Genomic DNA, 13,350 nt, shown 5'->3' with positions numbered 1-13,350 from the left:
GTTACGAATTAAGCCATGTTTTTGATGATTTCGTTCGCGAATTCGGAGCACTTAATTTCAGTAGCGCCTTCCATCAAACGTGCGAAGTCATAAGTAACGGTTTTGTTGTTGATGGATGTTTCCAAACCTTTGTAGATCAATTGAGCTGCTTCCAACCAGCCAAGGTGCTCAAGCAACATAACGCCGGAAAGGATAACGGAACCTGGGTTAACAACGTCAAGACCAGCGTATTTAGGAGCTGTACCGTGAGTTGCTTCGAAGATCGCGTGACCAGTCACGTAGTTGATGTTAGCTCCTGGAGCGATACCGATACCACCAACTTGTGCAGCAAGTGCATCAGACAGGTAGTCACCGTTCAAGTTCAATGTTGCGATAACGTCGAAATCAGTTGGACGTGTCAATACTTGTTGAAGAGCGATGTCAGCAATCGCATCTTTTACGATGATTTTGCCAGCAGCTTCAGCGTCTTTTTGTGCTTTGTTAGCAGCTTCTGCACCTTGCTCTTCTTTGATGCGGTCGTATTGTGCCCATGTGAATGTTTGCTCACCGAACTCACGCTCAGCTAGCTCATAACCCCAGTTTTTGAACGCGCCTTCTGTGAACTTCATGATGTTACCTTTGTGTACCAATGTAACTGTTTTACGACCATGTTTGATTGCGTACTCGATTGCCGCGCGAACCAAACGCTCTGTACCTTCAGAGGATACTGGTTTTACACCGATACCTGAAGTTTCAGGGAAACGAATTTTCTTAACGCCCATTTCATTTTGCAAGAAGGCAAGAACTTTCTTAACCGCGTCGGAACCAGCTTCCCACTCGATACCTGCGTAGATATCTTCTGTATTTTCACGGAAAATAACCATGTCAACTAGCTCAGGACGTTTAACTGGGGATGGAACGCCATCGAAGTAACGAACTGGACGGGAACATACGTAAAGATCAAGCTCTTGACGAAGTGCCACGTTCAGGGAACGGATACCACCGCCGATTGGCGTAGTAAGAGGTCCTTTGATGGACACGATGTATTCACGCATAGCTGTTAACGTGTCGTTAGGCAACCAGTTGTTGAATTTGTTGAATGCTTTCTCACCAGCAAATACTTCGTACCAAGCGATTTTCTTTTCGCCTTTGTATGCTTTCTCAACTGCTGCATCTAGAACACGAACGGAAGCTGCCCAGATGTCAGGACCTGTACCGTCACCCTCGATATAAGGGATAATTGGGTTATTAGGGACTTGAAGTACACCGTTTTCGATTGTGATTTTTTGTCCTTCAGTTGGTAGTTCGTAAGCTTCGAATTGTGGCATGTGAATAGTTCCTCCTCAAATTTGTATGAAAATGATTTCTTGTCTATATATTGTGCATGACTAGGCACACAAAAAGTGACGGGTATTACAGCACTCCCCCAGATACCTGGGGCACAGTACCGAACGCCCGCACTTTGAGCTTAAAGAAGTAACAATTAGCGTTGGCCAATTGGGATATATTTTTGGTTAACTGGACCTGTGTACTCTGCGCGAGGACGGATCAGGCGGTTGTTCTCGTACTGCTCAAGAATATGAGCGGCCCAGCCGGAAGTACGGGAGATCGCGAAGATCGGCGTAAAGAGGTCACGTGGGATTTCTAACGTCGTGTATACGGATGCTGAGTAGAAATCAACGTTCGGTTTCAAACCTTTAAGACCTGTTACCAACTCGTCTGCTTTAATGGACATTTCGTACCACTTCAGGTTGCCTGTCAATTTACCAAGCTCATAAGACATTTTTTGCAAGTGCTTTGCACGTGGATCGCCGTTTTTGTAAACGCGGTGACCAAAGCCCATGATTTTGTCCTTGCGCTCTAATTTGCCGTTGATGTATGGCACAACATTCTCAACTGTACCAATCTCTTCAAGCATAACCATAACCGCTTCGTTCGCACCACCGTGAAGTGGACCTTTAAGCGTGCCGATGGCGGATGTAATACCGGAATAAATATCAGTCAGTGTTGCAACAGTTACACGGGCAGCGAATGTTGAAGCATTCAACTCGTGGTCAGCATGAAGGACCAATGCTTTATCCAACGCTTCGATAGCAACTTTATCTGGCTCTTTACCTGTCAGTTGGAACAAGAAGTTAGCAGCAACCGAAGAATATCCTGGGGAAGCTACTGGCTCTTTGCCTTCGCGAATACGTGAGAAAGCTGCGATAATCGCAGGAATTTGCGCTTGCAATTTGATAGCTTTGCGCACATTGGATTCCGAACTTGAATCATTTGCTTCGGCATCATACAGAGCAAGTGCAGAAACTGCTGTACGAAGCGCAGCCATGGAATTCACATCTTTCGGGAATGCACGAATAATATCAATTACCGCGTCGGGTACTTTGCTGTATGCGTTCAGGTCACTTTGCAATTTCTCAAGTTCAGCTTGAGTAGGCAATTTACCGAACCAAAGTAAGTAAATAACTTCTTCAAAAGTCGCATTTTCTGCGAGGTCATCAATATCAATCCCGCGATACGTAAGCACGCCATCTACAATGGAGCTGATCGACGAGGTTGTGGCTACAATTCCTTCTAAACCTTTGGTTGCAGACATGGGAATCTCTCCTTAGCTACTCTATTAGCATAATATTGCTGTTTTCTTCCCTTAATAATAAAGTATTTTACTCGTTAAGTGAACAAATGGGGTCATAGAAGTAAATTATCACTACCATAGAAATTCTTTTTGGCGGCCAAACTATCGCGCTTTTTAGAACTCACTGGTTCCAAACACACGATACAAGTTTTTGTTAATTTCCTCGAATTATGCAATTTGTGCGGAAAAATTTGTAGACCTTGTGCGAGCTTGATACAATGTAAAGAATGTAGCCGTGAAATTAAGTTATAAAGGAGCGACACAATGAGCAACCTTGCAACTAGGATTGGCATCATCGATATCGGATCCAACTCCATTCGACTTGTCATTTATGAAATAAATGCGCATGGAGCTTATCGCGTCGTGTGCGAGCATAAAGATTCTGCAAGACTTAGCGAACGTATGGGTCCTGACGGTATCTTACATAGCAAAGATATTATTTCAATCGTTCCTATCTTAACCCACTATGCCAGGTTATGCCAGTCACAATTTGTTACAACCGTTCGAGCCGTTGCTACTGCCGCTGTCCGTAACGCTGCCAACACCTCTGAAATCGTGCGTATTCTTGAAGAACAAACAGGACTTACAATTGAAGTTCTGAGCGGGTTTGAAGAGGCTCGGTATGGTTATTTAGGCGTCATTAACTCCATGGATATTCGCGATGGCATGATCATTGACATTGGTGGTGGAAGTACTGAGGTTTCCTTTGTCAAAGACCGGGAGCTCATGCAAAGTGTCTCTTTTCCTTTCGGAGCTGTGAACACCACTCGTCAATTTATGAAAGGCGATAATCTAACGGATTCTGAGATGGCTGATATTCGTAAAATGGTACACGAGGCCGTAGCTTCACAGCCATGGATTATGAATTCCCCCAATCTTCCTATGATTGGACTAGGCGGGACGATTCGGACACTTGGCAAAATGAGCCGCAAACGCAATAAATACCCGCTACAACTGGCTCATAATTACGTTATGAAGCCCGGTGAGCTTCAAGAATTTTCGTTGCTTTTATCCACACTAACGATAGATAAAAGGAGGAAAGTCGACGGTCTATCCAAAGAACGAGCAGATATTATGGTGCCAGGCCTGCTAATTCTAGAATCCATTTTCGAAGCTGCGCAATCCTCATTATGTGTCATCAGTGGTTCTGGTTTACGCGATGGGCTATTCTTTGAAACCTATAACCCGAAGCAGCCTATAAAGGTTAACATATTGGAGGCAAGCATTCAGAATATTCTGATGCTCCATCCGAATGCAGCTCTCGCGCATGTCCGGCATATAGACACCTTTGCGATGCAACTGTACGACGCGCTGGCACCATGGGCAGATATAGAAGCTCGTGGCAGACTGTTGTTGCACACGGCTGCTCTTCTGTACCGAATTGGTGTAAGCGTCCATTACTACCAGTACTTGAAGCACACCGAATATATGATACAAGAGGCGCATATCGACGGCCTTAGTCATCGGGAAATCGTCATTGTTTCGCTCATTGCAACGTTCAAAACAAAAAATCGGACCCAGCAGCAGGCGCTTGTATACAAGGACCTCTTACTGGAATCCGATATTACCTTAATCATTAAGCTTGGTGCTGTCCTTAAACTTGCCATGACGATGGACGCGAGTGAAACGCAACCTATTCAATCCTTACAAGTTGACAGCTCTGCAACTTCGATGAATCTCATTATGCGTTATGCACACATGCCATACTTAGAGCTCAAGGAACTTCACGCATTCGCCAAGGATTTCGAAAAAACCTGGGGACTCAAGCTTTCTACTCAAGCCGAAGTTTTTTCCATGAAGTAATCCGCATTGCCTCGAACTGGCTCCGATAAGGGGTCAGTTCATTTTTTATGTGCGTATACATACCGTTGGGCATAAGTTCTCTAGCTTTGACATTATCATGAAGTGTCACGTTTAGAATTTGAATCATCATTTTCTTCATATCATGATCCAAAACCGGGCACATCAACTCAATTCGTCGAGTTAAATTACGCGTCATCCAATCTGCCGAAGACAGATAGACATCGACATGCCCCCCATTTTCAAAATAATAAATCCGTGAATGTTCTAAGAATCGGTCTACAATACTCCGAACGGTAATATTCTCACTTAGACCAGGCACACCAGGCCTTAAGCAGCATACACCTCGAATGATGAGCTCAATCTTCACACCAGCTTGGGACGCCGCGTATAAAGCATCCACCATTTCCTGATTGGATAAAGAATTCATTTTGGCAATAATCTGCGCTGGCCGTCCTGCTCTCGCATGCTCTGATTCACGTGCGATAAGCTCGAATAATTTATCTTTCAAGTCCGTTGGCGCGACAGCAAACGATTGCCAGTCATGAGGCGCCGAGTAACCCGTAATTTCGTTGAAAAGTGCAGAAGCATCTTCACCGATCACACTATTCGACGTGAACAAACCTACGTCCGTATAGAGCCGCGCTGTACTGTCGTTGTAGTTGCCTGTTCCTACATGAACATAGCGACGCAGCGTCTGCTCCTCTTGTCTCACGACAAGCGTGATTTTGGCATGTGTTTTGAGTCCTACGAGTCCATAAACGACATGACAGCCCGATTTCTCCAACATCCGTGCCCAAGCAATATTCCGCTCTTCATCAAACCTAGCCTTCAGCTCCACAACTACGGTCACTTGTTTACCTGACTCAGCTGCTCTAGCCAGTGCCTGAATGATCGGCGATTTGCCACTCGCCCTGTATAAGGTCATCTTGATGGCCAATACGTCTGGGTCATAGGCAGCATGAACAATAAAGTCCGTCACCGCATCAAAGGTCTCATATGGATGATGAACGAGGACATCTTTCATTTTGAGTATATTAAAAAATTCTGCCGAATTTGCAGTATCCTCAAACTCAACAGGATATTTGGCTACAATGCGCGGATAGCGCAGATTGTCATACCCGTTTAGCGTATTGGCAAGCTTCATAAAATATGTGATATCCAAAGGTCCATCGATTTCAATGATTTGTTCCTCGATCTCAAATTCTTCCTGTAATTGCGTTAACGCGTAGGGATGAATCCCCTCTTGGACCTCCAGTCTCACAGGAGAGCCCCAGCGTCTGCGCCTAAGCTCCTTCTCGATCTCTTCCAGTAAATCCTCTGCTCCTTCTTCGTTGAGCGTTAGATCCGCATTTCGCGTTACTCGGAAGCCATGCACAGAAATCGGAATGTAACCACTGAATAAGGACTGAATATGATGCTCAATCAACTCTTCAAGTAAAATAAACTCGTTCTTTTTGCTATTAGTGCGGGTAGGAACTGGAATACAACGAGATAAATTGCTAGGAATTTGAACAATGGCAAAGTAAGGTTCTTCGTCCAGATCCTCTCCCTCGCGCAGAAGCAACACGGCCAAATATAAGGATTGATTATGTACGAGAGGAAATGGGCGACTCTGATCAACAGCCATCGGCGTGAGTACGGGAAAAATAATATCATGATAATACGCGTCCATGGCTTTTTTCTGTGACGTATTCAGATCTTCATATTCCGTGAAAACGATACCTTCCTTCGCTAGGTGCCTCGTTACTTCACGATACGTTTTGTACTGCTCTGTCACCATTTTAGCTGTGCGCTTCATAATTCGCTTAATGAGTCCTGCTGGTGTGTAGCCTGTGAAATCTTTCTTGGTATAGCCAGCCTTAATCTGATCTTTGAGTCCTGCGACACGAACACTCATGAATTCATCGAGATTGCTCGATACGATCGATAGAAATTTCACACGCTCTAGCAGAGGCGTACTCGCATCCTGCGCTTCCTCAAGCACACGCCAATTGAACTCGATCCAGCTCAAATCACGATTTAAGTACTTCGTTGAAACTTCTTTGACTTCTTTCACTTCTTTGAGTTCTTTGAGTTCTTTGAGTTCCTTGACATCCTTCAGTTCTGGTTCGCGCGCAATACTCATAAATCCTCCAATATTTTTCCAATTTTAGTGATCTTATATCTTCATTGTACTATGCGTGTTAGGGAGGCGACAATCCAATACCCCTCATTTCAATATATTAAGATTTTGTAAATATGATGATATTTCCGTATTTATCCATGTTCGTGTTACAATATAAATGACTTGAAACAAGGAGTGTTTCCTACCATGGGTATCTTAAATCCGCGACTGGTTCACCAAATTTTCAGGGGCATATGGGTGGCCATCATTCTCTTCGTAGTCGTCATTGCCTTTTACTATATCATTCCACTTATTTACCCTTTTATTTTTGGTTGGATTATTGCGCTTATGCTCAATCCGCTAGTTAATTTCTTTCAATTCAAATGTAAGCTTCCCAGATGGCTGTCTGTCTCGTTATCCATGATCTTATTTGCAGGTGCAATGGTTACGATTATAACCTTGCTTGTAGCTAATATTGTTGTGGAACTTGGCTCCCTTGCGGACACAATTCAACTGCAGATTAACCGCTGGGTCGAAGAATTTAATGTATTTATTAACTCGGTTACCTTTCAACAATGGATTGAGCGCATAAATGAGTTTTTTGAAAATAATCCGAAGTATCAGGAGACCGTTAACACCAATCTCTCCTCCACAGCAGGTTCCATTGCAGACGTTAGTAAATTGGTTATTACCTATATTTTTGCAGGGCTCAAAGCTTTCTTAACTTCTTTACCCAATATCGCGACGATTACAATTATTGTTATGTTAGCTACCTTTTTCATCAGCAAGGACTGGTACGGACTCATTAAGCGCTATAAGGGTATCTTCTCTGACGTGATTGTCAAAACGACCAAATTAATTCGAACAGACCTACAGAAAGCCTTGTTCGGCTATTTGAGAGCTCAATTGATTCTCGTTTCACTCACTGCACTCGTCGTCATTATTGGCTTGCTTGTCCTCCGCGTTGATTATGCCATCACCATCGGCTTATTAACTGGTTTGGCTGACCTGATGCCGTATCTGGGAACAGGCGCTGTCATGGTGCCATGGATCCTCTACGTTTTCTTCGCTCAAGGGAATATCGTGCTTGGTATTGGTCTTAGTGTCCTGTATGGAGTTATTGTAATCGCGCGGCAAATTATGGAACCTAAAGTATTAGCCTCATCGGTCGGCCTAGATCCACTTGCTACACTTATTGCCATGTTCGTAGGGTTAAAATTATTCGGGCTACTCGGACTTATCGTAGGACCTGTATCCCTTATTCTAATCACTGCGTTCTATCGAGCTAGAATTTTCCATGATATTGCAGCTTACATACACAAAGGCTCGGCACCTCCTGAATAGGAGGCTGACCGCGCCTTTCGTTTACACGTTCCTTATCTACGATTAATGATGTGCATCTTGCCTTTGCCAATTTGTCTACGAATGATGGCTAACAGCATAACCTTGAATATCGGCCTCGTGTACGGAAAAACAAGCAAGAAACCTAGAATATCCGTTATAAATCCCGGTGTAATAAGCAAAATTCCACCAAGAAAAATACAGATCCCATCGAGAATTTGCTGCGCTGGCAGCTGCCCCTGCGACCACTCAAACTTCGCATACTCCATCACTTTCCGTCCTTCGCGCTTCGCAAAGTAAGCACCTAAGAAGCCGCTCGCTATGATTAACAGGACGGTCATCCAACCTCCGACTAGATGTCCAAGCATAATTAGAATGGTAATTTCTACTGCAGGAACGAGAATTAAAATAGCTATAATCCATCGCAACATAGGTTCAGCCTCCGTCTTCAGTATACTTCGAAATAAGCTGCCACAATTCTGGCGCTTCCTTATCTATACGTACTGGCTTCCAAGAAGGATTCACCCAAACGTGATGGGATGTTCCGGTAACGAGTAATTCTTCAGTGAGATCGTCATCGATTCTGCGAATTTCATAAGCAAATTGCAATCGAACACCGCTCATTTGCGACACCCGCGTGTAGATGCCAATCAAATCGTCGTATTTCGCAGGCTTTTTGAATTTGAGATCAGCTTCCGTAACGGGGAGCAGGAGCCCCATTTCCTCTATTTCGCGATAGGCATAACCTAAGGATCGAATGAACTCTGTTCTTCCGATTTCGAACCAAGTCAAATAATTGGCATGGTACACGACCCCCATTTGATCCGTCTCTTGATATCGTACACGCAGCTGCTGCTGATACCACCGTTCTTGCGTCATGGTGTTTCCTCCCGCTATAACTTGTTACGTCTATTATACCATAGGTATGGTGTATGTCCTTCATGCTGTGGTCTACTACATACGACTACTGATGTTGGTCCTTGTAGCCTCTACCTCTAGCTCATTACAACTACAACTACAACTACAACTACAACTACAACTACATCTCTGCCACTACCTCTACCTCTACCTCTACTCTGCAGCCGCAACCAAACCTTACTCCGCCGTCACAAACAAATTAAATGGATTTTATGTAGTTATTTCTGCTGATTTTCTGCATAAGGGAGCTTTAGATGGATTTCCTACAGTTAGTTTCCAGGAAAATCTACGAAACCATCAATCTTGATCTGATTAGCTGTACTTTTTCCATCTATTCGGTAATCCACAGTGAAATCAGGAAAATTACTGTACATTTTACATTTATTTGGAAAGCACGCTACTCAATTGACCATACTTCTACTCCTTCGTCTTTACCTTCTACTTCTACAGCCAAGTGGCCCACATATAGCAAATCTTAGCTGCATAGCGGAGGATGGACCGTTAACCATCAGTGTTGATCACGCAAAAAAGAGCGAAGCAAGATGACTCTCGCTTCACTCTTCATTAAACCTTACAGAACGCTCGCTTGACCTGAGTAGATTACGCCTACTTCTGGGTAAATGGAAACTTCTGTACCGTCTTTAATTAATTCAACTGCATTTTCCACGCCTACGATAACTGGGATACCAAGGCTCAGTGCAACAACAGCCGCGTGAGACGTGATGCCTCCTACTTCGGTAATCAGTGCAGACGCTCTTTGAACAGCTGGCATGTACTCTTTATCTGTTGAAACTGTTACAAGCACAGCTCCGTCTACCATTTTGGCAAGAGCCTCTTCAGGCGTACGTGCCGTTACGACAGTACCTGTCGCTGTTTGCATGCCGATGCCTGTTCCTTTGGCAATCATCTCACCAACATGATGAACCTTGATTAGGTTCGTTGTTCCAGAGCGGCCAACTGGCACGCCTGCTGTGATGACAACGATATCACCAAGGGAAACTAGTCCTGTTTTGATGGAACTATCGACTGCAAGGTTGAATAGCTCGTCCGTAGTTTTCGCTGGTGTTCCCAATACAGGGATAACACCCCATACAAGTGATAAACGACGAATCACTTGCTCGCTTGGTGTAACTGCGATGATTGGTGATTTCGGACGGTATTTGGATACCATACGCGCTGTGTAGCCACTTTCCGTAGCCGTCAGAATCGCTTTAGCGCCTAGCTCTAGTGCGGAGTTAGCAACCGCTTGTGAGATCGCTTCAGTCACAGTCACTTGTTGCGCTTGCGCTTGGCGTAGGAAAATTTCTTTATATTCCAAAGCCGCTTCTGCGCGCTCAGCAATACGAGCCATCGTTTCAACGGATTCAACTGGGTATTTCCCAGCTGCTGTCTCTCCGGACAACATTACAGCATCTGTTCCGTCGAATACTGCATTGGCTACGTCACTTGCTTCAGCACGTGTAGGACGCGGGTTACGCTGCATGGAATCGAGCATCATTGTAGCCGTGATAACCGGTTTACCTACAATGTTACATTTTTTGATCATTTGCTTTTGAACAACTGGTACGTCCTCAGCAGGGATCTCAACACCAAGATCTCCACGGGCAACCATCAAACCGTCGGAAACTTCAAGAATTTCGTCAAGGTTATCGACACCTTCTTGGTTTTCGATTTTAGAGATGATTTGGATGTGAGTCGCGTTGTGACGCTCCAACAATTCACGAATCTCCATAACATCACTTGCTTTACGTACGAAAGAAGCGGCGATGAAATCTACACCTTGTTCGATACCAAACACGATATCATTCGCATCTTTTTCGGTGATGCCTGGAAGGCTAATTTTCACGCCTGGTACGTTAACGCCTTTTTTACTCTTGATCGTTCCACCATTGACGATACGGCACTCGATTTCAGTTCCACGAATGTCAACAACGGTAAGACCGATCAAACCGTCATCGATAAGAATCGTCGATCCGACTTTAACGTCACGCGGCAGATCCGAGTAAGTCACAGAGATGCGATCTGCATCCCCCAGAATTTCTTCTGTTGTTAAAATGATGTGCTTGTCCTGAACAAGCTCAATTGGCTCTTCTTTTAGCTTGCCTGTACGGATTTCCGGTCCTTTGGTATCAAGCAAAATTGCAGCTATTTTACCTGTCTCGGCGGATGCAGCGCGAAGGTTGCGGATACGTGCACCGTGCTCTTCAAAATCTCCGTGGGAGAAGTTAAGACGAGCGACGTTCATGCCCGCTACTAGAAGTTTTTTCAAATTCTCTTGTGATTCGCTTGCTGGTCCAATGGTACAGACAATTTTCGTTTTACGCATGGTTAGTGGTACCCTCCTGAGTGAATGTGAACCGACCGATATCTCTGAATTTCCGATAACGGTCATCGAGCAGCTCCTGTTCGTTCAAACTTAGCAGTTGCTGAAGCTGTTCCCAGATCGCTGATTTAATATGTTCGGCTTGTGTTGCTAAATCGCGGTGAGCGCCGCCCTTGGGCTCCGGTATGATCCCATCGATAACACCGAGTTCCAAAATGTGATCAGCCGTAATTTTCATAGCTTCTGCCGCGTGTAATGCTTTGGACGCATCCTTATAAAGAATTGAAGCCGCGCCTTCGGGACTAATAACCGAATAGATCGCATTCTCCAACATTAACACCTTATTGCCTAAACCTAATGCAAGAGCGCCACCACTGCCGCCCTCTCCGATAACGATACAAATGATCGGCACACGAAAAGAGGCCATTTCCAGCAAGTTTCTGGCAATCGCTTCTCCTTGACCGCGTTCTTCCGCAGCATTCCCAGGGAATGCCCCTTTGGTATCAATAAAAGTCACAATCGGACGCTTAAATTTGTTAGCTTGACGCATCAACCGCAGCGCTTTACGGAAACCTTCTGGGTGAGGACATCCGAAGTTACGTGCGATATTGTCCTTTGTATCTTTCCCTTTTTGGTGTCCAACAACCGTCACGGGTACTCCGTTCAGCTTCGCTAGTCCCCCAACGATGGCTAGATCATCACCATATAAGCGGTCTCCATGAAATTCGATGAAATCCGTAAAAATCGTATGAATATAATCGATCGTCGTCGGTCTTTGCGGATGACGTGCTAATTGCATTTTTTCCGCAGACGTCATCGTTGTATACAGTTCATCCTCTAATTGCGCATATCTTTCTTCTAAACGTCGAATTTCCTCTGAAAAGTCAATTTGCTTCTCTGCTCCAAATTTACGCAGCTCGGCAATTTTGCTTTTGAGTTCCGCCAGCGGCTGTTCAAACGGCATTTCACCCGGCATAAGTCGCCTCCTCCTTCGTCCCGTGCATGTCGAGCAGCTTAATTAACGTCGGTCTCATATCCTTGCGGCAGACGACCTTGTCGAGCTGACCATGTTCGAGATTGAATTCAGAAGTTTGGAAATTCTCAGGAAGCTTCTGCTTAATCGTTTGTTCGATAACACGGCGACCGGTAAAACCAAATGAAGCAGCCGGCTCTGCAATAATAATATCGCCAAGCATCGCAAAACTCGCCGAAACCCCGCCGAATGTCGGATCGGTAATAATAGATATGAATAATCCGCCATCCTCGCTAAGCTTGGACAATGCTGCACTTGTTTTGGCCATTTGCATAAGGCTAAGAATACTTTCTTGCATACGTGCGCCACCAGACGTGGAATAAATGAGAATCGGAAGCTTTTTCTCAATCGCAATTTCGACGGCTCTCGTCATTTTTTCACCAACAACAGAACCTAGCGAGCCTCCCATAAAATCAAAGCTCATCGCAGCAACGATAACCGGATATCCGCCAATTGTTCCTTGACCCGTCATAATCGCATCCTGAAGCTTCGTTGCGTTCTTGGCTTTGTCCAATTTCTCGACATAATCAGGAAACTGCAAGGGATCTTCGGAGATCATATCCGCATCAAATTCTATAAATTGACCTTCATCGAGCGTTAGTTGGATTCGTTCGGATGCGCTTAAACGATAATGGTAACCGCAAGACGTACACACTTTTAGATTCTTCTCAAGCTCTTTGCTTGTTTGAATCGTGCCACACTTCGGACATTTATTCATTAAACCCTCAGGAATCTCCCTTTTCGTTCTCTCGGAAGGAATCGTTGCATATTTTCGCTTTTGAAATAAATCCTTTAGCACATTTCCACCTCTACTTGGCTATGATCTATATTCCCTGATAAGCCACGTTTCTTAGTTCTACTTTAACTATCTATGTAAAATAGAATTGAGCACTTCTTGCACTTCTTCTAGCTCCCCTTCGGGAACAACAATTTCAAACTGATTCTTGGATAAAGAGATGCCTCGTACTTGAACCAGAAAACCTTCTTCCGTCAGCCTCTGTTTAATCCGCTCTGCAATTTTCGCAGTAGGAGCTATATAGATCACCGTCCACATGAATAAACCTCCTATGACGTGCAACTACAACCACTAAGGCAACTAAGCTATGACGAATAATAACATCCTTATACCCATAGGAACACACAATGCAATAATGATAGCATAATTTCTCTTTTGCCCGCAACAGAGCACATTCTTGAAAAAAGTAAAGCCTGAA

Annotated in this window: 11 protein-coding genes; 2 read left to right on the top strand and 9 right to left on the bottom strand. The window is 44.5% G+C overall.

Translation table 11 applies throughout. The features are described 5' to 3' along the window. Positions 1–8: 8 nt before the first annotated feature. Together icd and citZ are read right to left on the bottom strand one after the other, a co-directional pair. Positions 9–1,307 (bottom strand): NADP-dependent isocitrate dehydrogenase, encoded by a 1,299-nt coding sequence (gene icd, locus AC58PV_RS18870; RefSeq protein WP_497433836.1) that lies wholly within the window; start codon positions 1,305–1,307, stop codon positions 9–11. 155 nt (positions 1,308–1,462) lie between these two features. Continuing rightward, positions 1,463–2,575: a citrate synthase gene (gene citZ / locus AC58PV_RS18865; protein ID WP_497433835.1), complete on the bottom strand. Its 1,113-nt coding sequence runs from the start codon at positions 2,573–2,575 to the stop codon at positions 1,463–1,465. 303 nt (positions 2,576–2,878) lie between these two features. On the opposite strand from citZ, the gene AC58PV_RS18860 reads away from it, so the two are divergent. After that, positions 2,879–4,417 carry a Ppx/GppA phosphatase family protein gene (locus AC58PV_RS18860; protein ID WP_497433834.1) on the top strand — a complete coding sequence of 513 codons (1,539 nt, stop codon included), beginning with the start codon at positions 2,879–2,881 and terminating at the stop codon, positions 4,415–4,417. Here the strand turns inward: AC58PV_RS18860 and AC58PV_RS18855 are convergent. Further along, complete coding sequence (locus AC58PV_RS18855; protein ID WP_497433833.1) at positions 4,386–6,542, bottom strand: RNA degradosome polyphosphate kinase; 2,157 nt, start codon at positions 6,540–6,542, stop codon at positions 4,386–4,388. The genes AC58PV_RS18860 and AC58PV_RS18855 overlap by 32 nt on opposite strands. A gap of 186 nt (positions 6,543–6,728) precedes the next feature. Here AC58PV_RS18855 and ytvI point away from each other — a divergent pair, with 186 nt between their 5' ends. Further along, positions 6,729–7,865 carry a sporulation integral membrane protein YtvI gene (ytvI, locus tag AC58PV_RS18850; protein ID WP_497433831.1) on the top strand — a complete coding sequence of 379 codons (1,137 nt, stop codon included), beginning with the start codon at positions 6,729–6,731 and terminating at the stop codon, positions 7,863–7,865. A 32-nt stretch (positions 7,866–7,897) separates the two neighbouring features. Here the strand turns inward: ytvI and AC58PV_RS18845 are convergent, their stop codons facing one another. The 6 genes from AC58PV_RS18845 to AC58PV_RS18820 form a co-directional block, all read right to left on the bottom strand. After that, the gene (locus AC58PV_RS18845) at positions 7,898–8,293 is read right to left on the bottom strand and encodes an FxsA family protein (protein WP_497433830.1); all 396 of its coding nucleotides are present in this window, start codon (positions 8,291–8,293) and stop codon (positions 7,898–7,900) included. 4 nt (positions 8,294–8,297) lie between these two features. Continuing rightward, positions 8,298–8,741 carry an acyl-CoA thioesterase gene (locus AC58PV_RS18840; protein WP_497433829.1) on the bottom strand — a complete coding sequence of 148 codons (444 nt, stop codon included), beginning with the start codon at positions 8,739–8,741 and terminating at the stop codon, positions 8,298–8,300. Between the two features lie 610 nt (positions 8,742–9,351). Next, the gene (gene pyk / locus AC58PV_RS18835) at positions 9,352–11,106 is read right to left on the bottom strand and encodes a pyruvate kinase (protein ID WP_497433828.1); all 1,755 of its coding nucleotides are present in this window, start codon (positions 11,104–11,106) and stop codon (positions 9,352–9,354) included. Then, positions 11,099–12,079 carry an acetyl-CoA carboxylase carboxyltransferase subunit alpha gene (locus AC58PV_RS18830; protein ID WP_497433826.1) on the bottom strand — a complete coding sequence of 327 codons (981 nt, stop codon included), beginning with the start codon at positions 12,077–12,079 and terminating at the stop codon, positions 11,099–11,101. The genes pyk and AC58PV_RS18830 overlap by 8 nt, the downstream gene beginning before the upstream one ends. Then, positions 12,069–12,935, bottom strand: coding sequence for an acetyl-CoA carboxylase, carboxyltransferase subunit beta (accD, locus tag AC58PV_RS18825; RefSeq protein ID WP_497433825.1), 867 nt, complete (start codon positions 12,933–12,935; stop codon positions 12,069–12,071). The genes AC58PV_RS18830 and accD overlap by 11 nt, the downstream gene beginning before the upstream one ends. A gap of 66 nt (positions 12,936–13,001) precedes the next feature. Continuing rightward, positions 13,002–13,190, bottom strand: coding sequence for a hypothetical protein (locus tag AC58PV_RS18820; RefSeq protein WP_028554922.1), 189 nt, complete (start codon positions 13,188–13,190; stop codon positions 13,002–13,004). Positions 13,191–13,350: the final 160 nt, after the last annotated feature.

The organism is Paenibacillus sp. J22FR83, from assembly GCF_059691955.1.
This window is presented reverse-complemented; position numbering and strand designations above follow the sequence as displayed.